Origin of the sequence: Pseudomonas sp. NBRC 111139, assembly GCF_001753955.1 — a bacterium.
GTDB classification, from domain to species: domain Bacteria; phylum Pseudomonadota; class Gammaproteobacteria; order Pseudomonadales; family Pseudomonadaceae; genus Aquipseudomonas; species Aquipseudomonas alloputida.
This window is the reverse complement of record NZ_BCBP01000018.1, coordinates 40,740-62,115: the sequence shown is the minus strand read 5'-3', so window position 1 is coordinate 62,115 and position 21,376 is coordinate 40,740. Positions and strand designations below refer to the sequence as shown.

General features: G+C 62.1%; 18 protein-coding genes. 9 read left to right on the top strand and 9 right to left on the bottom strand.

Features of this window, described 5'->3' with window-relative positions; translation table 11 throughout:
• Positions 1-2: 2 nt before the first annotated feature.
• The 6 genes from BJQ17_RS03895 to yaaA all read right to left on the bottom strand — a co-directional run bounded on the left by BJQ17_RS03895 (position 3) and on the right by yaaA (position 8,632).
• Positions 3-1,481, bottom strand: coding sequence for an alginate export family protein (locus BJQ17_RS03895; RefSeq protein WP_070095549.1), 1,479 nt, complete (start codon positions 1,479-1,481; stop codon positions 3-5).
• On the bottom strand, positions 1,478-2,911 hold the full coding sequence (gene algK / locus BJQ17_RS03890) for an alginate biosynthesis TPR repeat lipoprotein AlgK (RefSeq protein WP_003251758.1): 1,434 nt from the start codon (positions 2,909-2,911) through the stop codon (positions 1,478-1,480). Before algK ends, BJQ17_RS03895 begins: the two co-directional genes overlap by 4 nt.
• A gap of 10 nt (positions 2,912-2,921) precedes the next feature.
• The gene (locus BJQ17_RS03885) at positions 2,922-4,088 is read right to left on the bottom strand and encodes a PilZ domain-containing protein (protein WP_047604392.1); all 1,167 of its coding nucleotides are present in this window, start codon (positions 4,086-4,088) and stop codon (positions 2,922-2,924) included.
• Positions 4,089-4,125: 37 nt separating this feature from the next.
• Entirely contained in the window at positions 4,126-5,607 is a 1,482-nt protein-coding gene (locus BJQ17_RS03880; protein WP_070095548.1) for a glycosyltransferase family 2 protein, read from the bottom strand.
• Positions 5,608-5,693: 86 nt separating this feature from the next.
• Positions 5,694-7,010 carry a nucleotide sugar dehydrogenase gene (locus tag BJQ17_RS03875; RefSeq protein ID WP_004577139.1) on the bottom strand — a complete coding sequence of 439 codons (1,317 nt, stop codon included), beginning with the start codon at positions 7,008-7,010 and terminating at the stop codon, positions 5,694-5,696.
• Positions 7,011-7,852: 842 nt separating this feature from the next.
• The gene (yaaA, locus tag BJQ17_RS03870) at positions 7,853-8,632 is read right to left on the bottom strand and encodes a peroxide stress protein YaaA (RefSeq protein WP_070095547.1); all 780 of its coding nucleotides are present in this window, start codon (positions 8,630-8,632) and stop codon (positions 7,853-7,855) included.
• Between the two features lie 137 nt (positions 8,633-8,769).
• Between yaaA and BJQ17_RS03865 the strand changes: the two genes are divergently transcribed.
• The 5 genes from BJQ17_RS03865 (at position 8,770) to moaE (ending at position 12,933) form a co-directional block, all read left to right on the top strand.
• Entirely contained in the window at positions 8,770-9,897 is a 1,128-nt protein-coding gene (locus BJQ17_RS03865) for a polysaccharide deacetylase family protein (protein WP_070095546.1), read from the top strand.
• A 281-nt stretch (positions 9,898-10,178) separates the two neighbouring features.
• The gene (locus BJQ17_RS03860; protein ID WP_003251772.1) at positions 10,179-11,573 is read left to right on the top strand and encodes a PhoH family protein; all 1,395 of its coding nucleotides are present in this window, start codon (positions 10,179-10,181) and stop codon (positions 11,571-11,573) included.
• 195 nt (positions 11,574-11,768) lie between these two features.
• On the top strand, positions 11,769-12,239 hold the full coding sequence (gene moaC / locus BJQ17_RS03855; RefSeq protein WP_003251775.1) for a cyclic pyranopterin monophosphate synthase MoaC: 471 nt from the start codon (positions 11,769-11,771) through the stop codon (positions 12,237-12,239).
• Positions 12,239-12,484: a molybdopterin converting factor subunit 1 gene (moaD, locus tag BJQ17_RS03850; protein ID WP_003251777.1), complete on the top strand. Its 246-nt coding sequence runs from the start codon at positions 12,239-12,241 to the stop codon at positions 12,482-12,484. The genes moaC and moaD overlap by 1 nt, the downstream gene beginning before the upstream one ends.
• Positions 12,485-12,486: 2 nt before the next feature.
• A complete protein-coding gene (gene moaE, locus BJQ17_RS03845) occupies positions 12,487-12,933 on the top strand; it encodes a molybdopterin synthase catalytic subunit MoaE (protein WP_003251778.1) in 447 nt (148 codons plus the stop codon).
• Positions 12,934-13,196: 263 nt separating this feature from the next.
• Here the strand turns inward: moaE and rhlB are convergent, their stop codons facing one another.
• Together rhlB and BJQ17_RS03835 are read right to left on the bottom strand one after the other, a co-directional pair.
• Complete coding sequence (rhlB, locus tag BJQ17_RS03840; protein ID WP_004575111.1) at positions 13,197-14,639, bottom strand: ATP-dependent RNA helicase RhlB; 1,443 nt, start codon at positions 14,637-14,639, stop codon at positions 13,197-13,199.
• A 100-nt stretch (positions 14,640-14,739) separates the two neighbouring features.
• Positions 14,740-15,396, bottom strand: coding sequence for an alpha/beta hydrolase (locus BJQ17_RS03835; RefSeq protein WP_014754396.1), 657 nt, complete (start codon positions 15,394-15,396; stop codon positions 14,740-14,742).
• Positions 15,397-15,728: 332 nt separating this feature from the next.
• On the opposite strand from BJQ17_RS03835, the gene BJQ17_RS03830 reads away from it, so the two are divergent.
• The 4 genes from BJQ17_RS03830 (at position 15,729) to BJQ17_RS03815 (ending at position 19,886) form a co-directional block, all read left to right on the top strand.
• A complete protein-coding gene (locus BJQ17_RS03830) occupies positions 15,729-16,757 on the top strand; it encodes an amino acid ABC transporter substrate-binding protein (RefSeq protein WP_014859324.1) in 1,029 nt (342 codons plus the stop codon).
• Positions 16,758-16,824: 67 nt separating this feature from the next.
• Entirely contained in the window at positions 16,825-18,003 is a 1,179-nt protein-coding gene (locus BJQ17_RS03825; protein ID WP_003251788.1) for an amino acid ABC transporter permease, read from the top strand.
• 10 nt (positions 18,004-18,013) lie between these two features.
• Positions 18,014-19,111 carry an amino acid ABC transporter permease gene (locus BJQ17_RS03820; RefSeq protein ID WP_003251789.1) on the top strand — a complete coding sequence of 366 codons (1,098 nt, stop codon included), beginning with the start codon at positions 18,014-18,016 and terminating at the stop codon, positions 19,109-19,111.
• Positions 19,112-19,121: 10 nt separating this feature from the next.
• Entirely contained in the window at positions 19,122-19,886 is a 765-nt protein-coding gene (locus BJQ17_RS03815; RefSeq protein WP_003251792.1) for an amino acid ABC transporter ATP-binding protein, read from the top strand.
• Between the two features lie 170 nt (positions 19,887-20,056).
• Here the strand turns inward: BJQ17_RS03815 and algW are convergent, their stop codons facing one another.
• Positions 20,057-21,217, bottom strand: a complete 1,161-nt coding sequence (gene algW / locus BJQ17_RS03810; protein ID WP_003251794.1) for a Do family serine endopeptidase AlgW — start codon at positions 21,215-21,217, stop codon at positions 20,057-20,059.
• Between the last annotated feature and the right edge of the window lie 159 nt (positions 21,218-21,376).

Below are 21,376 nucleotides of genomic sequence, written 5' to 3'. Positions count from 1 at the left end.
CCTCAGAAGCGCCAGATGACGTCGACGAAGGCGCGGTGCATGTACGAGTCCGCTTCCTTGCCGTAGGCGTCGCCCGGCTTGAATACTCCGGCACGCAGGCGCACCAGGGCTGACGGCTCGTCGATGGCCTGGCTCATCGAAGCCGGCAGCAGGCCTTGCTTGAAGTACTTGGTCACGACCACGTCCATTTCCTGGCCGAGGTCTTTTTCGCCATCGACCAGCGGGCGATTCACGCCGTTGTCGTTGACCACCGCGTTGATGCCACTGGAACCGATGTTCTGGTTGCCATCGACCCGCCAGAATTTGTGGTAGATCAGGCTCGCGTCGTAGTCGTCACGCAGCTGCCACGAAGCGAACAGGGTGGCGGCCTGCAGGTTGCCCAGTTCGCCGCGGAACGCTTCGCCGAAGCGGTGCACACGCGAGCGGGTGCCGGTGAAGTTGGAGCGGTTGCTCTCCAGGCCGGTCTGCTCGAAGTTGTTCGAGCCGTCATCGCCGCCGCCGCCGCTACCGCGGGCGTACGCAGCGCCGACCTGCCATTGCGGGTCCAGACGCAGGCGGATACCGAGGTCGGTTGCCCAGGCGTTGACGTCACCGCTCTGCTTGCCGGTGGCGACCTGATCGTCACCCACCTGCTGGGTGCTCAGCTTGTCGCGGTCACCGGTCAGCCAGGTGACGCTGCCCCAGTAATTCACGGTGTGGTCGTTGCGCCAGTTGTAGGCGTCGCTGTTGGCCTCCAGACCCAGCCAGGTAAGGTCGCCAGTGCGGGTCTTGTCCAGCGCGTCGACCGTTTCGCCGGGGTTCTTCAGGCTGCCGCTGTCATGTGTGTGGTGAGCGCGCAGGCCAACCCAGTGGCCAGGGGTCCACTGTGTGGCGACGTTGCCGTAGATGTGGGTGCGGTCCTTGTCTTCCGGCGCCAGTTCGGTGAGGTCGGTGCGGTATTCGCTGAAACGCTGGGCGACGCCCAGGTCGGCCTTGAGCAAGGTGGTATCGAAGGTCCAGTTCAGCGCTTCGATGTTGGTATCGCGCCACATGCCATCGTCGCTGCGCAGGCGCTGGCGACCGAAGCGCAGTTGCTCGCCTGGGTAGGCGGTAAGGCCGCTGTAGCCGACCCAGAACTCGCGCATGGCCAGGTAGCTTTTGTCTGGTTGACGGCTGTCGTCGCCGGTGTCGGTGCTGGTGCCATCGTCGTTCTGGCGCAAGGTGTCGGTTTCGATGGTGTCGGTCGCAGCGACCGCCTGGCCCATGGCGTAGGCACTCCAGTTACCGCGCTCGCCGTACACCCACGGGCGCAGATCCAGGCCCAGGCCGTTGACATCGCCGCCAGAGCGGGTGCCCAGGTCACGGTCGTCTTCCGACTGGCTGGTGATTTTCACGTCCAGGCCGAAGTTTTTTTCAGCGGTCATTTCCGCCAGGGTCGGGCAGGACCACAGCAGGGCGAAGCTCAGGCCGATGCCGGCTTTCACGAAGGGATTGAGCGTCATAGCGAGTCCTCACCGTCTACTTCTTTTTCGTCGTCTTGCAGGGCTTCGAGGGCCAGGGTGCTATTCGCGCCCTGCGCCAGGCTGCCGCGTGCACGCTTTTCCTGGTCCAGCAGTTGCTGGGCCTGGTTGCGCTGGTCAGGTGTCAGTTGCTGGTCGAGCTGCTGCAGCAGTTCGGCTGATTGCGGCGTCGGGTTGGCCTGCGACAGCTGGGCGAACACCCAGGCGTTGCCCGGTTGCGGGCGGATGCCGTGGCCCTCGCTGAACAGCTGAGCCAGGGCATAGTCGGCGCTGTTCTGCCCGCCACGGGCGGCGGCCAGCAGGTGGTCGACGGCTTTCTGCGGCTCGACATTGCCCAGGTAGCCGCGGCGGTAAAGCTGGCCCAGGTAGTAATGGGCGCTGATCTCACCGGCTTCGGCAGCGGCTTGCAGGTGCTGCTCGGCTTTTTGAGCGTCGGCTGGCAGGGTTTTGCCTTCGTAGTACAGGCGGCCCAGCAGCAGTTCGGCGCGTGGCTGTTCAGCTTCGCGGCCTTTGTCGATGTAGGCCATCAACTGGTCGGTGTCGCCTAGTTCGGGGAAGTCGTATACCAGCTGTGCCAGGCTGACCCAGGACGCCGGGTTGGCCGGGGCTACTTGCTCGAGCAGGTCCTTGGCGGTTTTTTCGTCGGTCTGGCCAAGGCTACGGTCGGCCAGCACGCGGGCCACGCTGTCAACACGGGTGGCCGGCACTGCGCCACGGGCGTAGGCGGCCTTCAGCTGGCCGAGCAGGGCGGCTTGCTGGTCGGCCTGGCCGCGTTTCTGGTACACGGTGGCCAGTTCGACGTAGCAGATGTCGGTGCTGTTGAGCGCCGCCTTGCAGATCTTTTCCACTTCGCCCAGGTGCTGGTCATAGGTGCCCTGGGTGCGGTACAGCAGCACCTGGGCCAGGCCCGCTTCCGGGTTGCCGGCGGCGCGCCACTGGTCGATCTGCTGCTGCGCGTTGACCTTGGGGAAGCTCTGCGGGTAGCTGAGGTAGAGCATCGCCAGTGGGATCAGGGTGTTGCTTTCGCCTTGACTGGCCGCTTGCTTGAGCAGGGTCTCTGCTTCTTCGCGCTCGGCCTGGGTGCTGTCCGGCTTGGCCACCAGCAGGCGGCCAAGGCGCGCCTGGGCGCGTGGCGACGTGGCGGCTGCAGCGCGATAGGTGGCTTCGGCTTCCTTGATTTGCGAGGGGTCGCGGGTGGCCACCTTGATGTCCGCAAGGCCAACTTGCGCTTCGCTGTAGCCCAGGTCGGCCAGCGCCTTGTAGTTGCGCTCGGCCAATGCCGTGTCACCGCGCTTCATGGCCTCGTTGGCCAGACGCTGGTCGGGCAGGCCGGCACAGCCGGCCAGGGTGATGGCGGCGGCGAGTGCACACAATCCCAGGTTCACGCGGACCTTGTAGGTATCAGAGATCATTGTCCGTCCCTCACAGGCCACGGGCCACGGCTTTGTCGATCAGCCAGTTCAGCGAGGGGCCACGGTCGCTGTTGACCGAGGCCGGGCGGCCGGCCAGTTCGGCGGGCAGGCCGCTGTCTGGCTTGATCTGCACGCGGATGTCGGAGGACAGGTCTTCGCTGTTGAGGCTGGCGCTGCTGACGATCTGGCCGGTGCGCACTTCGTCTTCGCCGGCCACCTGGAAGTTGACCCGGGTACCCGGCTTGACCTCGTCGAACTGGCGGTAGCTGAAGCGCGCCTCGACCATCGGGTTGGTGGTGCGTGGGATCAGCTGGAAGATTGGCTGGCCCTTGGCGGCGTACTGGCCGTCGTCCACCAACTGGCGCGCGACCACGCAATCGCAGGGGCTGGTGAGGGTGCCGGACAGCTGCTTGCCGAACAGCTCCTCGATCTTCGCCGGCTCCAGCTGTGCGTCTTCAAGGTTGCCCTTGAGCATGTCCAGCATGCTGGTGGTGAAGCTGGCCAGTGGCGCGCCCTTGGCGATCTGCCCACCGCTTTCGACCAGGCTGCTTACGGTACCGTCGCGCGGCATGGTGACGTTGGTGGTTGGCACTGCGACCACACCGGCTTCGGCGTGGCTGACGAAATACATGCCATACAACGATTTGGCGACGAAGCCGAAGGCCGCAACGCCGACCACGAACACGCCCAGTGTGACGGTGACTGCCTTGAAGCGGCCGAAGGCGCTCAGGCCCGACCCACCGTCCTTCTGCTTGCGCGCCTTGGTGAAGTTGTCACGCTGCAGGGTGCTGAGGACGTCGCCGATGCTGATCAGCTCACCCGACAGGTGGCTGGTGATGATGTGCCGCAACGTGGCGATGTCGCGAGGTTCAAGGTTCTGGAACTGCGCACCGATACGGCCATTGTCCGGGTTGTACGAGCGCACCTGGAACTCGATGTCGATCGACAGGCCCAGGTTGTCGACCACGAACTGCAGGCGCCCGCGCAGCACATCGCCCACCGACTGCGGTTGCTTGGCGTGGAAGCTCAGGCCGCCGGCAGAAAGGTCTTCGACCTTGACTTCGTGGACCTGGCGCTGGGCGTCCAGGAACCGCAGCTTGGCGGGAATGCGCACCCGGGCGTGTTGGCGCTGGGCTTCGGACTCATGCACGACATTGACGTTCACGGCGGTATTCATGGTGGTTTGTTCCTGTTAGATCCGATCCGGGTTGGGCTCACACGACCATGAACAGCACAGCAACGAAGATGCTGGCAGCCGAGAAGGTCATGGTCCGCGAGGACCAGGTGTTGAACCATTGTTGAAAGCTGGCGAGGTCACGCTTGAGGGCAGTGGGCTGACGCGTCCACGACTGCTTGTCGAGGCGGAAGAACACGTAGATCTTCATCAGCGCGCCGATGATCTGGTTGTAATAGAGAATCAGCGGGTAGGCCGGGCCTACGTTGTGGCCGGAGCACAGCAGCATGATGGTGAGGATCAGGCGCGTGATGCCGATCCACAGCAGGTACACCAGCAAGAAGGCCATGCCGAACTTGAGGCTGGCGATCACCGCCACGGTCAGGCCCAGCAGGCTGGTCCACATCGACACGCGCTGGTCGAACAACACGATGCTGGTGAACAGCCCCAGGCGGCGCAGGCCAAGGCCCAGTGCCCGTGAGTTTTGCCGCAGGTTGTTGCCGTACCAGCGGTACATCAGCTTGCGGCTGGCCTTGAGGAAGCTTTTTTCCGGCGGATGCTCGACCGTGTTGATGGCGGCGTCCGGCACGTAGAAGGTGTCGTAGCCCAGGCGCATCAGGCTGAACCAGCTGGACTTGTCGTCCCCGGTAAGGAACTTGAAGCGGCCCAGACGCCAGTGCATCAGCGAGTCGCTTTCGACGTCGGCGATGAACTCGGGGTTGGTCACCACACTGGCGCGGAACATCGACATGCGCCCGGTCATGGTAAGCACGCGCTTGGACAGGGCCATCGAGCACATGTTGATGTGGCGCTGGGCGAAGCGCAGCTTGTGCCACTCGCTCATGATGTAGCCGCCACGCACTTCGCAGAATTCATTGGTGGTCAGGCCGCCCACATTGGAGAACAGCTTGAACCACGGCACGGTCTTGCGCACCACGCCGTCGGCCAGCACGGTGTCACCGTCGATTACCGCCACCACGGCGTTCTCGTCCGGCAGCATGCGCGAGATGGCGCGGAAGCCGTAGGCCAGGCCATCGCGCTTGCCGGTACCGGCGATACGCACGATGTCCAGCTTCACGTGGGCCGGCGGGTTGTACTTGGCCCACAGGCTCTTCACCAGCAGTTCATCGGACATTTCCACCAGCGAGCAGACCACGGTGGTGGGGAAGCCGCAGTTGATCGCCTCGCGGATCACCGAGCTGTATACCTGGGCGGTGGTCAGCGCTTCGATACGGAAGCTGGTGACCATCAGGTAGACATGCGACGGGTCGGTGGCGTTACCCATTTTCTGCACCTTGCGGCGCAGGTACGGGTACACGCCGTAGAGGAAGATCATGCCGCGGATGAAATGGGTGGCGCCCATGGAGTAGCGCCAGATGCCGACTGCGCCGACCAGGAAGATGAAGTGCTTCGACTGCGAGTCGAAGATATCAGCTGGCAGGGCCAGGGCGATCAGCATGAGCAGGCTCATGTAGAGCAGCCACCCGGCGCACTGCAACAGCACTGTCTGGAGCCTTTGCATGTTCAGCATCCGTCGAGAATTCGGGAAAGGGTGGGCAGCGAGGAGGCGGCTCTTGTCGAGTGCCTCATCGCTGCCCGGCCGGGCACTTACCAGCAGATGCCTTCGGTACGGGCGGTAGTGCTGGTCGGTTTGTTCATGAAACCGACCAGGTCGATCACCTGCTTGCCGGCTGGCGCTTGCAGGGCCAGCGCACGGAACTGCTCGTCACGGTTGCCGAGGACGATGATGTCGGCGTTGTCGATCACCTGCTGCAAGTTGGCGTTGAGCAGCGACGACACGTGCGGGATCTTCGACTCGATGTAGTCCTTGTTGGCGCCGTGAACACGGGCGTACTGGACGTTCTCGTCGTAGATGTCCAGCTGGTAGCCCTTGCCGATTAGGCGCTCGGCCAGTTCCACCAGCGGGCTTTCGCGCAGGTCGTCGGTGCCGGCCTTGAAGCTCAGGCCCAGCAGGGCGACCTTGCGCTTGTCGTGGGCTTCGATCAGCTCGAAGGCGTTCTGCACCTGCGATTCGTTGCTGCGCATCAGCGAGTCGAGCAGCGGTGCCCGCACGTCGAGGCTGGCGGCACGGTAGGTGAGGGCGCGTACGTCCTTGGGCAGGCAAGAGCCGCCGAAGGCGAAGCCCGGGCGCATGTAGTACTGGGACAGGTTGAGGACCTTGTCCTGGCAGACCACGTCCATCACCTCGCGGCCATCGACGCCCACCGCCTTGGCGATGTTGCCGATTTCGTTGGCGAAGGTGACCTTGGTGGCGTGCCATACGTTGCAGGTGTACTTGATCATCTCGGCCACTTCGATCGGCTTGCGGATGACCGGGGCGTCGAGTTCTTCGTACAGGGCCTGGAGGATGTCACCGCTGGCGCTGTCCAGTTCGCCGATGACCGTCATCGGTGGCTGGTCGTAGTCCTTGATGGCGGTGCTTTCACGCAGGAATTCCGGGTTGACCGCCACACCGAAGTCGACACCGGCCTTCTTGCCCGAGCAATCTTCCAGGATCGGGATGACCACGTTCTTGACGGTGCCAGGCAGCACGGTGCTGCGCACCACGATGGTGTGACGGCGGGTGGTGTCACGCAGCACGTAGCCGATTTCGCGGCACACGGACTCGATGTACTCCAGGCCCAGGTCGCCGTTTTTCTTGCTGGGGGTGCCCACGCAGATCATCGACACATCGCTGGCACGGATGGCTTCGGCGAAGTCGGTAGTGCCGCGCAGGCGGCCATTGGCGATGCCCTGTTGCAGCAGTGCTTCCAGGCCAGGTTCGACGATGGGCGACTTGCCCTGGTTGATCAGGTCGATCTTGGTGCTGGACACGTCCACACCGATCACTTCATGGCCACGCGCCGTCAGGCAGCCTGCACAGACTGCACCCACATAACCCAAACCAAAGATGCTGATACGCATCGCTATCACCTCATGTGTTTATCACGCCGACGCCTCCGCAGAGAGCCGGGCTGGGTTGATTAACAACAGTTTTCGGGCGCACGGATCCATGGCGAATGCACACTTCGCCGAGCGCAGGCAAAATAAATCCGGAACGCAAAAAGTTATGCGCTCAAAGTTGGCACTCAATAGCCATTCATTAAAAAACGTGCCCTGAAATGCAGCCGTCTTTATTGCAATGCGCTACTTGGCGCGTTGCTGTGCTTGTTTTTTCAAGTGAATAAATCCTTTGAAATCAACCACTAGGACGATTTGTAAGGGACGCGTCTCTCCTGCATGGACAAGGTCTTCGGGGGGTTCCGTGATACCTGTCGAATTTCTTATGGCGGGCAGTGGATACCCGCCGCTGTCATCTGTAAGTCATCTCTCACAGCCCGTAGGCAGGACAATCGTTACGGCACTATGAGCGATTGCCTTTGGTAGAAGTTCCGGAGCCGGTTTCGCTCGAATGAAAGATTTCTAAATATTTATTCAGTTGCGGACAGTTTCAAATTGATAGCACGTGGGTGTTTCACCCCCGTGTATGAAGGACGTAACTGTTGCGAGATATTTTTATGCCAGCATCTGAAAAATTTTTTCAGAATTCGTCAAAAAAGGTATGAACGGTCTTATGTCGTTTGGCGATAAAGGTGGGTGTGCTGGATTTTTGGCGTCGGATTAATGGCGTTATGGCGGTTTGCAGCGTGCCCTGTTGCAGGGCGGAGAGGGGGTGTGGGCTGCTGGCCCCTTCGCGGGTGAACCCGCTCCTACGGGTAGCGCATTACCTGTAAGAGCGGGTTTGGCCGTGAAGGGGCGTTACAGGGTCACTCCGAGGGGTGATCGCGCAGGAACACCAAATGGTCCGGCTTGGACTGCTCGGCACTGTAGTAGTACCCCTGAGCATCGAACTGCTTGAGCTGTTCCGGGGTGCTGATGCGCTGCTGGATGACGAAGCGGCTCATCATGCCGCGGGCTTTCTTGGCGTAGAAGCTGATGATCTTGTACTGGCCGTTTTTCTGGTCCTTGAAGTCGACGTTGATCACCCGGGCCTTCAGTGCACTGCGTTTCACTGCACTGAAATACTCGTTACTGGCCAGGTTCAACAGCACGTCATCGCCTTGGTCGGCCAGGGCCTGGTTCAGCCATTCGCTGATGCGCGTGCCCCAGAAGGCGTACAGGTCCTTGCCGCGGGCGTTGGCCAGCTTGGTGCCCATCTCCAGGCGGTAGGGCTGCATCAGGTCGAGCGGGCGCAGCAGGCCATATAGGCCCGAGAGCATGCGCAGGTGGTCCTGAGCGTAGCTGAAGTCGTCGTCACTCAGGCTCTCGGCATTGAGGCCGGTGTACACGTCACCCTTGAACGCCAGCAACGCCTGCTTGGCATTGGCCGGGGTGAAGTCTGGGGTCCAGCTGCCAAAGCGCGCCGCATTCAGGCCGGCGAGCTTGTCGGACAGGTGCATCAGCTCGCTGATCTGCGCCGGCGACAGTTCGCGCAGTTGCTGGATCAGGGCCTGGGATTCATCCAGGTACTGGGGCAGGGTGAAACGCTCGGTCACTGGCGGGGTGTCGTAGTCGAGGGTCTTGGCGGGGGAAATCACCGTCAGCATCGGGTCGGCTCCTGGCATCGTTGGCCGAGGATTCTACGGGGTGGGCGGTACAAGTCCAAACTATGGCGACGATAGTCACAGCCCATGGTCGGTGCAGGCGCTATAGTTCGCGTTTTGCCGTTGCGGAGCCTTCCACTGTGCGCATTGCTTCTGCCTTGCTGGCCGGCCTGCTGAGCCTGGCCGTGCAAGCCGCCCCTTCACCTCAGGTCAGCCTGGACCGCAGCCTGTGGCCCGAACAGCTGGACAGCCCGGCGCTGTTCGATGTGGCTTCTCGGGCAGAAATCCTATCGTTCGCCCAAGTGCTGCACGAAAGCGAGTTGCTGGATGACGCAAGCCTGGCGGCCCGGCTGGGGCTGCGGCAGATCAACCTGCAGAAGGTGCGCCAGGTTCGGGCGCGCATGTGGCAGCGGTTGTGGGAGGGTTATCAACAGGCGCAGCGCAGTTGTGAGCAGGATGCATCATTCTGCTACCCGGTTACGTCCATGGCGGAGTTGCGTACACAAGCGGCGACGTTCGCTGCCGATGTCGGTGCGTTCTATACCGGCTGGATCGAACCGAGCCACCAGTTCCATGTCCGCTACCTGGACGAGCAACTGCGCAAGGCGGCGTTGCTGCCGCAGACCAGCAGCGAAATCGAGCGGTTGTCTTCGCGTGAGCGCAAGGGTGACGAACTGAACGACCGCATGTTCCTGCTGACCTTTGTCGGCGGGCCTGGGCCCGAGGGGGGCAGTACGGATCTACTCACCGATTACCTGCGCCGGCAAAAGCTCGAAGGCACGTTTTTCACGCTCGGTAACCGTTTGCAGCAACGCCGTGATGGCGCGGCGGCAAATGCCTTGCGCCAGCTCTATGGCGGGCAGTGCGTGGGTATCCAGGGGTGGGAATACCGCTCCCATGCGCAGTGGACCGGCTGGCAGGATTCGCTGCGGCGCAGCCAGGCGCGGGTGCAGGCTGATCTGCCCGAGCAGTATGTGCCGCTGTTCCGCCCTCCTTATGGCCAGCGCCGGGCTGACGGCGAAGCGTTCATGGCCCGCCAGCAGTTGCGGGTATCGTTGTGGGACATCGATGCCCAGGATGACGGTGCATTGAGCGCAGAGGCGTCCGCACAGCGCGTATTGACCCTGATGCTGTTGTGGCGCAAGGGCGTGATCCAGTTTCATGACAGCCTTCCCAAGGCGCAGCCGGCGGTGGAATGGTTGCTGCGCAATACCGCGCAAAGCGGCATCGGCTGGGAGGATTGCCGGGAATATGGATACCGCGAATAGAGGGTATGACTTTTGAGCGTAGTCCCCTCTGACGCTGGCGCCAAGGCCTCTTCGTCAATCGGAAAAATAAACTTCAAAAATGCGTAAAAATGCTTTTTTCGGTCATGGTTTTTGCGGTATGAAGAAACCAGACAGCCGATTCCTGCAGCACAGGTGGCGTCATCCAGGCCCACCTAGCCAGGTTCGCTTCCCGCCCGTAACAACGCGGATACGGGAACAGCGGCAGTCACTCTGCGGCGTAACAGACCACGCCGTGTGGCTTCGACATAAGGTGACCGAGTATGGATGACCAAGGACGCAACCCTTCCTCCAGCAAGCCAATCCTGTATGTGCTCGATACCAACGTCCTGATTCACGACCCTAACGCGTTACTGAACTTCGAGGAGCACCATGTCGCCATCCCGATGACGGTGCTGGAGGAACTCGACAAGCTCAAGACCGGCAAACAAAGCATCGCCGCCGAATGCCGCCAAGCCATCCGCCTGATAGACCAGACCCTCGGTGACGCTTCGCCCAGCGATGTCGAGCAGGGCGTACCGATCCAGCGCAACAAGAGCGGCCCCAAGGGGTTCCTGTCCATCCTGATGACCCCGCGCAACGAGCCGAACAAGCTGCTGCCGGAAAACCTCAACGACAACATCATCATCAATCAGTTGCTCGAAGTCCGGGCCCGGCGCACCGACCTGGACGTCGTGCTGGTCACCAAAGACATCAACATGCGCCTGAAGGCGCGCGCTTGCGGTATAGCGGCTGAGGACTACAGCACCGACCAACTGGTCGATGACGTGTCGTTGCTGTCCAAGGGCTACCATTCGGTCACCGGCTCGTTCTGGGACCGCGTGAGCAAGGTCGATACCCGCCAGGAGCGCGGCCGCACCTGGCATCGGGTGCAGATGATCGACAACCTGCCAGCTGTGCACGTCAATGAGTTCATCATCGATGAGCAGGGCTTCGTCGGGTGGATCAAGGGCATTCGTGACGACGAACTGCTGCTGCTCGACCTGCACCAGGAGCCGTTGCTGCACCAAGAAGCCTGGGGCCTGAAACCACGCGACATTCACCAAAGCCTGGCGCTGTTTGCCCTGCTGGACCCGGATATCCACCTGGTGAACCTGACCGGCGCCGCCGGCTCCGGTAAAACCATCCTGGCGCTGGCTGCGGCCATCGAGCAAACCATGGTCAGCAAGCGCTACCGGCGCATCATCGCCACCCGCAGCGTGCAGGGGCTGGACCAGGAGATTGGCTTCCTGCCGGGTACCGAAGCAGAGAAGATGGAGCCGTGGCTGGGCGCCATCACTGACAACCTCGAAGCTTTGCACATGGATGACGAAAGCACCCATGGCAGCGTCGAATACATCCTTGAGCGCGTGCCGCTGCAGTTCAAGTCGCTGAACTACATCCGTGGCCGCAGCTTCCAGCAGAGCCTGATCCTGATTGACGAGTGCCAGAACCTGACGCCGCACCAGATGAAAACCATCATCACCCGTGCCGGCTCCGGGTCCAAGGTGGTCTGCCTGGGTAACCTGGCGCAGATCGACACCCCCTACCTGTCCGCGACCAGCTCGGGCCTGACCTACCTGACCGAGCGCTTCAAGGACTTCCCCCACGGCGTGCACATCACCCTGCAGGGCGTGCCTCGCTCGGTGCTGGCCGAGTACGCCGAGTCTCATTTGTAAAGCCTGTAGCCGGGCAGATTACTGCCCGGCCTCTTCGTGGACACGCCCGTTCACAGGATCTCCACTTGATTCGAGGCCATGGAGCTCCTGTGGGAGCGGGCGTGCCCGCGAAGAGGCCAAACCTGCCGACACATACCTCTGCTCAAACCTGACCCACAGGTTTACACTGCGAAATCCCTTCACAGGAGCAGAGCAGTGCTGACACATCTTGATTCCCAGGGGCGGGCCAACATGGTCGACGTCACTGAAAAGGCCGTGACCGAGCGCGAGGCTACCGCCGAGGCGCGGGTGCGCATGTTGCCGCAGACCTTGCAGATGATCGTCGACGGTGAACACCCCAAGGGTGACGTGTTCGCCGTGGCGCGTATTGCCGGGATACAGGCGGCGAAAAAAACCAGCGACCTGATCCCGTTGTGCCACCCGCTGATGCTCACCAGCGTCAAGGTCGAGCTCAGCGCCGAGGGGCAGGATGCCGTGCGCATCGTCGCCCGCTGCAAGCTGGCCGGGCAGACCGGTGTGGAGATGGAGGCGCTGACCGCCGCTAGCGTGGCCGCGCTGACGATCTATGACATGTGCAAGGCTGTGGATAAAGGTATGGTCATCGAGCAGGTGCGCCTGCTGGAAAAACTCGGTGGCAAGAGTGGCCATTACAAGGTGGAGGCGTGATGAAGGTCAAGGTGATGTACTTCGCCCGTTACCGCGAACTGTTGGGCGTGGATGCCGAGCGGGTGGAGGGTGCGTTCAAGGTGCTCGATGATGTGCGCCAGGCCTTGGTTGCCAAGGGCGGGCAGTATGAAGTGCTGGCCGAGCAGAACCTGATGTGCGCGCGCAACGAAGAGCTGTGCAAGCTCGATGAACCGCTGGAAGAGGGCGATGAAGTGGCGTTCTTCCCACCGGTGACCGGAGGCTGAACATGGCTGTACGAGTGCAGGAAGGCGCGTTCGACCCGGGGGCTGAGACCAATGCCATGCATGCAGCCAATGTGGGCGTGGGCGCGGTGGTCGGTTTTGTCGGCTATGTGCGGGATTTCAACGATGGCCGCGAAGTGGCGGGGATGTTCCTCGAACACTATCCGGGCATGACCGAAAAGGCCCTGGCCAAGATCGTGGTCGAGGCCGAGCAGCGTTGGCCGCTCTTGAAAGTGGAGGTGCTGCACCGCATCGGTGCGCTGGAACCGGGCGAACCGATTGTGTTCGTGGGGGTGGCCAGTGCCCATCGGCAGGCGGCGTTCGATGCCTGCAACTTCATCATGGACTACCTGAAGACCCGGGCGCCGTTCTGGAAGAAGGAGAATACCCAGGAAGGGCCAAAGTGGGTGGAGGGGAAGCAGAGTGACCAGGATGCGGCGGGGCGCTGGTAATCAAGGCGCCGCCGGTCGCCTGTAGGAGCGGGTTTACCCGCGAAAGGGCCGGCCCTGCTGGCCAATCTCCACCCGCCGTTCACCGTTGCCGCCACTACCGTATTCGCGGGTAAACCCGCTCCTACAGGGGGCACCCTGTGTCGCGAAAGGGCCGCGGAGCGGCCCCCGACAATCTCCGCATCAAAGCCGAAATCCCGGGGCCGCTGTGCGGCCCAATCGCGACACAAGGCCGCTCCCACAGGGCGCGTGTAGCCCGCTGAAGGTCAGTGATGCTTGCGCGGCACCGGCTTGAGCAGTTCATCCGGCGGCATCTCGCACTTGATCTTGCGCCCCAGCAGCGCTTCGATCGCCGGCAGCTGATACGAGTCATCCTCACCGGCAAAGCTGATCGACACACCACTGGTGCCGGCACGGCCGGTACGGCCAATGCGGTGCACGTAGTCGTCAGGGTCTTCCGGCAGGGTGAAGTTGATCACGTGGCTGATGCCATCGATATGGATCCCGCGCCCGGCCACGTCGGTGGCCACCAGCACGGTGATGCGCCCTTCGCGGAAGCTCTCCAGGGTTCGGATGCGCTTGTGCTGCGGCACGTCGCCCGACAGCTGGGCGGCATTGATACCGTCGCGTACCAGCTTTTCCTCGATGCGCCGCACTTCGTCCTTGCGGTTGGCGAACACCATCACCCGTTCCCACTTGTTCTGGGTTACCAGGTTGTACAGCAGCTTGTACTTGTCGCTGCCGGCCACCGCATACACGTGCTGCTCCACCGTTTCGCTGGCCACGTTCTCCGGCTCGATCTCGACAATGGCCGGGTTGGTGGTCCACTGCTTGGCCAGGTTCATCACATCGTCGGTGAAGGTGGCGGAGAACAGCAGGGTCTGGCGCTCGCTTTTCGGCGGTGTCTGACGAATGATTTGGCGGACCTGGGGGATGAAGCCCATGTCGAGCATGCGGTCGGCTTCGTCAAGCACCATCACCTCGACCATGTCCAGGTGCACTTCGCCACGCTGGTTGAAGTCCAGCAGGCGGCCCGGGGTGGCCACCAAGATATCGCAGTGGCGCGCTTCCAGGGCTTTGAGCTGCTTGTCGAAGTCCATGCCACCGACGAAGCTCATCACGTTCAGGCCGGTGTACTTGGTCAGGGCAGCGGCGTCCTTGGCGATCTGCACCACCAGCTCGCGGGTGGGGGCGATGATCAGCGCGCGCGGCTCGCCCATGTAGCGCTCTTTAGGCGGTGGCGTCTGCTGCAACTGGGAAATGATCGAGATCAGGAAGGCGGCCGTCTTGCCGGTGCCCGTCTGGGCCCGGCCGATAGCGTCCTGGCCACGCAGGGTGTAACCCAGGACCTGCGCCTGGATTGGCGTGCAGTACGGGAAGCCCAGGTCGTGGATGGCGTGCATCAGCTCGTTGGACAGCTTGAAGTCGTGGAAGCGGGTTTTGCCTTCCTGCGGCTCGACCACGAAGTCTTCGGGCTTCCACAGGCTGGCCTGCGGCTTGGGCTTGCGTTCGCGGCGCGGTTTTTCCTTGGCCGGTTGTTCGGCAGGTGGCGTCGCGGCGGCAGGTTGCTCAGCCTTGGGGGCGGGGTTGGCATGGGGTGCGGCCGGTTTTGCCGCGGGCCGGGCTTCCGGCGTCACGCTGGCAGCAGGAGCGGCGGCTTGTGGCGCGGCCTCTCCCTTGCCGAATATTTTTCTGAGTGCTTTGAGCACGGTCGTCTCATCAACTGATTAAGGAATGTACGCCGGGCAGTGTAATGCAAGATCCGGGCGCGGCGTAGCGGAATACGCCCACAACTACAAGTGAGGCTGCCTATTGCAGCTGCTTGCTCAGCCAGTCGTGGATATCGTTCAGTTCTTCGACCACCACTTCGTGTTCCATCGGGTATTCGTACCAGCGGGCAGCGACGCCCCAGGTGTTCAGGTACTCGAAGGCGGTACGGCCCATGGACGGGATGACCACCGAGTCATGCACGCCATGCAGGCACAGGGCCGGGGTGCGTTGCTGGCAGGCACTCAACTGGTGCTGGTCATTGAAGGTGGGGGCATAGGTGGACAGGGCGATCACCCCGCCCAGTGCTTCCTGCCACTTTATATAGGCAGTGTGCAGCACCACCGCGCCGCCCTGGGAGAAGCCGGCCAGGAAGATCCGCGACAGGTTGATGCCTTTGGCCTGCTCGGCCTTGATCAGCGCAACCACCTGCTCGGCAGACGCTTCCAGCTGCGCTTCGTCGATGGCACGGGCCGGGGTCATGGCCTTGATGTCATACCAGCTGGGCATGGCATAGCCGCCGTTGATGGTCACGGGGCGGGTCGGTGCCTGGGGCATGATGAAGCGAGTGCTGAGCAAGCGCTCCTGCATGAATTCGGCCACAGGTAGGAAGTCGTAACGGTCGGCCCCCAGACCGTGCAACCAGATCACACAGGCGTCAGCGGTTTTCTGTGGTTCGAGAATCAGCGGGTTGGTCATGACTGCTCCGAAAGTGTGCGGGTCTTGTTATGGCGTGCGTGAAAAGAAAGCACCGGAAATGATTGTCGGAAAAAGAATGTCGCAACGATACAACTTTTCCTACTTGACGAGCGCTTAAACGCTACAGCCAGAAAATTTGGTACGCGGTTTGCAACTCAACCTGTGATGCAAAGGGCAGGCCGTGACGGTAACACCCTCTGCACGCGAAGGCTGTCACAGAACAGTCCATTGCGCCAATTGACCCAATAACAAGCCAATACGGGTCGGATACGCCTCAAAAGGGTGCGGTGCAATTCCGGCTCGATACAACAAGAGCGATTTGGAGGTTGTGAATGAAGATGTTGAAAACCACCCTGGCAGTCCTGACCGCTGCCGCCGCGCTGGGCGCAGTGAGCACTGCCCAGGCCGGCGCCACCTATGATGCGGTCAAGAAGAAGGGCTTCGTCCAGTGTGGCGTGAGCGACGGTCTTCCAGGCTTCTCGGTACCTGATGCGCAGGGCAAGATCGTCGGCATCGATGCCGATGTCTGCCGCGCCGTGGCCGCCGCCGTGTTCGGTGATGCCACCAAGGTCAAGTTCAGCCAGCTCAACGCCAAGGAACGCTTCACTGCCCTGCAGTCGGGCGAGGTCGACGTACTGTCGCGTAACACCACCTGGACCAGCTCGCGCGATGCCGGCATGGGCCTGGTGTTCGCGGGTGTCACCTACTATGACGGCGTCGGCTTCCTGGTCAACAAGAAGCTTGGCGTTTCCAGCGCCAAAGAGCTCGATGGCGCGACCATCTGCATCCAGGCCGGTACCACCACCGAGCTGAACGTGTCGGACTTCTTCCGTGCCAATGGCCTGAAGTACACCCCGATTACCTTCGACACCTCTGACGAGAGCGCCAAATCGCTGGAGTCTGGCCGTTGCGACGTGCTGACTTCGGACAAATCGCAGCTGTTCGCCCAGCGCTCCAAGCTGGCTGCGCCGACCGACTACGTGGTGTTGCCAGAAACCATCTCCAAGGAGCCACTGGGCCCGGTAGTGCGTAAAGGCGACGAGGAGTGGTTCAGCATCGTCAAGTGGACCCTGTTCGCCATGCTCAATGCCGAAGAAGCGGGCATCACTTCCAAGAACGTCGAGGCCGAGGCCAAGGCCACCAAGAACCCGGATGTCGCCCGACTGCTGGGTGCGGATGGCGAGTATGGCAAGGACCTCAAGCTGCCCAAAGACTGGGTAGTGCAGATCGTCAAGCAAGTGGGTAACTATGGCGAAGTGTTCGAGAAGAACCTGGGCCAGAGCACTGACTTGAAGATCGACCGTGGCATGAACGCCCTGTGGAACAACGGCGGCATCCAGTACGCGCCTCCAGTGCGCTGATGGCTGCACCCTGCGGCGGCATTCCGCCGCCGCAGGCTGTTCGAATCCCTACTGTCCGGGGCACTTCATGCAAAATCAAATCGGCGCACCCAAGGGCTTGTCCCTTAACGATCCGCGTGTGCGCGCGTGGCTGTTCCAGATCCTCACGATCGTCTTCGTGGTCGGCCTGGGCTGGTACCTGTTCCACAACACGCAAACCAACCTGCAACACCGGGGCATCACCTCGGGCTTCGACTTCCTCGACCGCAGTGCCGGCTTCGGTATCGCCCAGCACCTGATCCCCTATGTGGAATCCGACAGTTATGCGCGGGTGTTCGTCATCGGCCTGCTCAATACCCTGTTGGTGACCTTCATCGGCGTCATCCTGGCGACGATACTGGGCTTCATCATCGGTGTAGCGCGCCTGTCACCGAACTGGATGATCAGCAAACTGGCAACCGTGTATGTGGAAACCTTCCGCAACATTCCGCCGTTGCTGCAGATTCTGTTCTGGTACTTCGCCGTGTTCCTGACCCTGCCGGGACCGCGGGGCAGCATCAACATCGACGACATGTTCTTCATCAGCAACCGCGGCCTGAACATGCCGGGTGCGTCGATGGCCGACGGTTTCTGGCCATTCGTGGTGGCCCTGGCAGTAGCGATTGTCGCGATCGTGCTGATGGTGCGCTTTGCCAACAAGCGCTTCGACGAGACCGGCGTGCCGTTCCACAAATTCTGGGTGGGCCTGGCGCTGTTCATCGCCATCCCAGGGCTGAGCGTGTTGCTGTTCGGCAGCCCGGTCAGCTGGGAAGTGCCGCAGCTCAAAGGCTTCAACTTTGTCGGTGGCTGGGTGCTGATCCCCGAGTTGCTGGCGCTGACCCTGGCGCTGACTATCTATACGGCAGCCTTCATCGCCGAGATCGTGCGCTCCGGTATCCGTTCGGTCAGCCATGGCCAGACCGAAGCGGCGCGCTCGCTGGGCCTGCGCGAGGGCCCGACCCTGCGCAAGGTGATCATTCCCCAGGCACTGCGGGTGATCATTCCGCCGCTGACCAGCCAATACCTCAACCTGGCGAAGAACTCTTCGCTGGCGGCCGGTATCGGCTACCCGGAGATGGTCTCGCTGTTCGCCGGCACCGTGCTCAATCAGACCGGCCAGGCCATCGAGGTGATCGCCATCACCATGAGTGTCTATCTCGCCATCAGCATCAGCATTTCGCTGCTGATGAACTGGTACAACAAGCGCATTGCGCTGATCGAGCGGTGAGGATACGCCCGTGAATGCCCATGTTTTCAAACCCGATATGCCGCCACCGGTGAAAACCGTCGGCGTGCTCGCATGGATGCGTGCCAATCTGTTCTCCAGCTGGCTCAACACGCTGTTGACCCTGTTCGCCCTCTACCTGGTGTGGCTGATCGTACCGCCGTTGCTGCAGTGGGCGTTGATCGATGCCAACTGGGTCGGCACCACGCGCGCCGATTGCACCAAGGACGGCGCCTGCTGGGTGTTCGTGCAGCAGCGCTTTGGCCAGTTCATGTACGGCTATTACCCGACTGAGCTGCGCTGGCGTGTGGACCTGACCGTGTGGCTTGCCGTGCTCGGCGCCGCGCCGTTGTTCATCAAGCGTTTCCCGCGCAAAGCCTTCTATGGCCTGGGCTTCCTGGTGCTGTACCCGGTACTGGCCTATACCCTGCTGCACGGTGGGTACCTGGGCCTGGAAAGCGTACCGACCAGCCAGTGGGGCGGGTTGATGCTGACCCTGGTGATCGCCACCGTGGGCATCGTCGGCGCCTTGCCGCTGGGCATCCTGCTGGCACTGGGCCGGCGTTCGAGGATGCCGGCCGTGAAGGTGGTGTGCGTGACCTTCATCGAGTTCTGGCGGGGCGTACCGCTGATCACCGTGCTGTTCATGTCGTCGGTGATGCTGCCGTTGTTCCTGCCAGAAGGCATGAGCTTCGACAAGCTGCTGCGGGCGATGATTGGTGTGATCCTGTTCCAGTCGGCGTACATCGCCGAGGTGGTGCGCGGCGGCCTGCAGGCCATCCCCAAGGGCCAGTACGAAGCCGCCGCGGCCATGGGCCTTGGCTACTGGCGCTCGATGGGGCTGGTGATCTTGCCGCAGGCGCTGAAGCTTGTGATCCCCGGCATCGTCAACACCTTCATTGCCCTGTTCAAGGACACCAGCCTGGTGATCATCATCGGCCTGTTCGACCTGCTCAACAGCGTCAAGCAAGCAGCCGCAGACCCCGCCTGGTTGGGCATGGCCACCGAGGGCTACGTGTTCGCCGCCCTGGTGTTCTGGATTTTCTGTTTCGGTATGTCCCGCTACTCCATGCATCTGGAGCGCAAGCTGGACACTGGCCACAAGCGTTAGGAGTTTCGAAATGAGTGAAGCGATCAAGCAGCCTGCTGGCCCCGAAGGCATCATCCAGATGCAGGGTGTGAACAAGTGGTACGGCCAGTTTCATGTGCTCAAGGACATCAACCTGAACGTGCGCCAGGGCGAGCGTATCGTGCTGTGCGGGCCGTCCGGCTCGGGCAAGTCCACCACCATCCGCTGCCTTAACCGCCTGGAAGAGCATCAACAAGGGCGCATCGTGGTCGATGGCGTGGAGCTGACCAACGACCTCAAGCAGATCGAGGCCATCCGTCGCGAGGTGGGCATGGTGTTCCAGCACTTCAACCTGTTCCCGCACCTGAGCATCCTGGAGAACTGCACCCTGGCGCCGATGTGGGTGCGCAAGATGCCACGGCGCAAGGCCGAGGAAATTGCCATGCACTACCTGGAGCGTGTGCGGATTCCGGAGCAGGCACACAAGTACCCTGGTCAGTTGTCTGGCGGCCAGCAGCAGCGTGTGGCCATTGCCCGCGCGTTGTGCATGAAGCCCAAGATCATGCTGTTCGACGAACCGACCTCGGCACTGGACCCGGAAATGGTCAAGGAAGTGCTCGATACCATGGTGGGCCTGGCCGAGGATGGCATGACCATGCTCTGCGTGACCCACGAAATGGGCTTTGCCCGTACCGTGGCGAACCGGGTTATCTTCATGGACAAGGGCGAGATTGTGGAGCAGGCCGCGCCGGATGACTTCTTCGACCGGCCGCGCAGTGACCGGACCAAGTTGTTCCTCAGCCAGATCCTGCATTGATGCAGTAGCGGCAGCAGACTCGGCCAACTGTGGAGCGGCCTTGTGTCGCGATGGGCCGCAAAGCGGCCCCGGGCATATGCCCTGCGAAGCTGAAATTTTGGGGCCGCTAGGCGGCCCATCGCGACGCAAGGCCGCTCCCACAGGGTTGCGGAACGGCTTAAGGCCTCACCTTACTTTTCTTCTTGCGTTACAGCCGGCGCCGGCGGCGGCCGCAGCCCCACCTCGGCGATCAGCTTCAATTGCTGACCGTTGCGCATCACCTCGATGGTGATCTTCTCGTTGGGCTTGATCCGCGCTACCTGGTTCATCGACTTGCGCCCGTCGCCGGCCGGCTCGCCATTGATGCTCAGGATCACGTCACCCAGTTGCAGCCCGGCCTTGGCCGCTGGCCCTTCGCGGAAGATACCCGCCACCACGATGCCTGGGCGGTCCTTCATGCCGAACGACTCTGCCAGCTCCTGGCTCAGTGGCTGTACTTCGATACCCAGCCATCCACGGATCACCTGGCCGTGTTCGACGATCGACTTCATCACCTCCAGTGCCAGTTTTACCGGGATGGCGAAGCCGATGCCCTGCGAGCCACCGGACTTGGAGAAGATCGCGGTATTGATGCCGATCAGGTTGCCATTGGCATCCACCAGCGCGCCACCGGAGTTGCCCGGGTTGATCGCCGCGTCGGTCTGGATGAAGTCTTCGTAGTTGTTCAGCCCCAGCTGGTTGCGGCCAGTGGCGCTGATGATGCCCATGGTCACCGTCTGGCCGACGCCGAACGGGTTGCCGATGGCCAGCGACACGTCGCCGATGTGAATGGTGTCGGAACGGCCGATGGTGATCGCCGGCAGGTTCTTCAAGTCGATCTTCAGCACCGCCAGGTCGGTTTCCGGGTCGCTGCCGATCACGCGGGCCAGGGTTTCGCGGCCATCCTTCAGGGCTACGACGATCTGGTCGGCGCCGCTGGTGACATGGTTGTTGGTCAGCAGGTAGCCCTCTGGGCTCATGATTACCGCCGAACCCAGGCTTGATTCCCAGCGGCGCTGTTTGGGCAGGTTATCGCCGAAGAAGCGGCGGAACTGCGGGTCTTCGAACAGCGGGTGGGCGCTTTTGTTCACCACCTTGGTGGTGTACAGGTTGGCCACCGCCGGGGCGGCCAGGGTCACGGCGTCGGCGTACGACACCGGGCCTTGCATGATCCGCGTGGTCTGTGGCGCTTGCTGCAGGTTGACGTCCTGGCTGGGCAGCCCGACCCATTGCGGAAAACGCTGGATGATCAGCATGGCGATCAATATGCCGGTAAGCAGGGGCCAGCCGAAGTAACGCAAAGCCTTGAACATGAACGAATCCTGAAAAGAGCAGGGGCCAGCGGCCTGGCAGTAGGGCATGAGCGCGCGCGATCATACACCGGTTCCCCCAGTGACAGCGACGGCCCATAATGGCCGGCATTATACGGGCGTTCATCAGGCGTTGCGCCCGAGAAAAGCGCAGTTTTCGAG

What these genes read in the sequence shown, in the direction of transcription:
- BJQ17_RS03895 (WP_070095549.1), bottom strand. Translation starts at nt 1,481, where the DNA reads ATGACGCTCAATCCCTTCGTGAAAGCCGGCATCGGCCTGAGCTTCGCC.
- algK (WP_003251758.1), bottom strand. Translation starts at nt 2,911, where the DNA reads ATGATCTCTGATACCTACAAGGTCCGCGTGAACCTGGGATTGTGTGCA.
- BJQ17_RS03885 (WP_047604392.1), bottom strand. Translation starts at nt 4,088, where the DNA reads ATGAATACCGCCGTGAACGTCAATGTCGTGCATGAGTCCGAAGCCCAG.
- BJQ17_RS03880 (WP_070095548.1), bottom strand. Translation starts at nt 5,607, where the DNA reads ATGCAAAGGCTCCAGACAGTGCTGTTGCAGTGCGCCGGGTGGCTGCTC.
- BJQ17_RS03875 (WP_004577139.1), bottom strand. Translation starts at nt 7,010, where the DNA reads ATGCGTATCAGCATCTTTGGTTTGGGTTATGTGGGTGCAGTCTGTGCA.
- yaaA (WP_070095547.1), bottom strand. Translation starts at nt 8,632, where the DNA reads ATGCTGACGGTGATTTCCCCCGCCAAGACCCTCGACTACGACACCCCG.
- BJQ17_RS03860 (WP_003251772.1), top strand. Translation starts at nt 10,179, where the DNA reads ATGGATGACCAAGGACGCAACCCTTCCTCCAGCAAGCCAATCCTGTAT.
- moaD (WP_003251777.1), top strand. Translation starts at nt 12,239, where the DNA reads ATGAAGGTCAAGGTGATGTACTTCGCCCGTTACCGCGAACTGTTGGGC.
- moaE (WP_003251778.1), top strand. Translation starts at nt 12,487, where the DNA reads ATGGCTGTACGAGTGCAGGAAGGCGCGTTCGACCCGGGGGCTGAGACC.
- BJQ17_RS03835 (WP_014754396.1), bottom strand. Translation starts at nt 15,396, where the DNA reads ATGACCAACCCGCTGATTCTCGAACCACAGAAAACCGCTGACGCCTGT.
- BJQ17_RS03830 (WP_014859324.1), top strand. Translation starts at nt 15,729, where the DNA reads ATGAAGATGTTGAAAACCACCCTGGCAGTCCTGACCGCTGCCGCCGCG.
- BJQ17_RS03825 (WP_003251788.1), top strand. Translation starts at nt 16,825, where the DNA reads ATGCAAAATCAAATCGGCGCACCCAAGGGCTTGTCCCTTAACGATCCG.
- BJQ17_RS03815 (WP_003251792.1), top strand. Translation starts at nt 19,122, where the DNA reads ATGAGTGAAGCGATCAAGCAGCCTGCTGGCCCCGAAGGCATCATCCAG.
- algW (WP_003251794.1), bottom strand. Translation starts at nt 21,217, where the DNA reads ATGTTCAAGGCTTTGCGTTACTTCGGCTGGCCCCTGCTTACCGGCATA.